The sequence below is a fragment of the Christiangramia aquimixticola genome (assembly GCF_048285835.1).
Taxonomy (GTDB): domain Bacteria; phylum Bacteroidota; class Bacteroidia; order Flavobacteriales; family Flavobacteriaceae; genus Christiangramia; species Christiangramia aquimixticola.
The window spans coordinates 1-282 of record NZ_JBLVTL010000319.1; the positions used below are offsets into that span (position 1 = coordinate 1).

1 protein-coding gene is annotated in these 282 nt (G+C 47.9%); it reads left to right on the forward strand.

All coding sequences use genetic code 11. The features are described 5' to 3' along the window. Window positions 1-191: iron chelate uptake ABC transporter family permease subunit (locus ACNKXV_RS14645; protein WP_417908432.1), on the forward strand; the 191-nt coding region annotated here is incomplete at its 5' end. Between the last annotated feature and the right edge of the window lie 91 nt (window positions 192-282).

The window sequence follows — 282 nt, forward strand, 5'->3', positions numbered from 1 at the left end:
GCTTTGGCGCCGATCATAGGCTCGTATTGCCAGGGGCATTTTTGCTAGGAGCCATTTTGATGAATTTGGCAGACCTAATTGCTCGGTTGATCGTGATTCCGGCAGAGATGCCCATCGGTGTGGTGACGGCCTTGATTGGTGCTCCCTTTTTCATTTGGCTCATTTTCAACCTAAACAAACCAAAACGCTAATGCTACAAGCAAGTCGTATTCACTTTTGTATTCAAAAAAGACCAGTGGTCGATCAGATCAGCCTGACCCTTCAGGCAGGGGAGATCTTGGC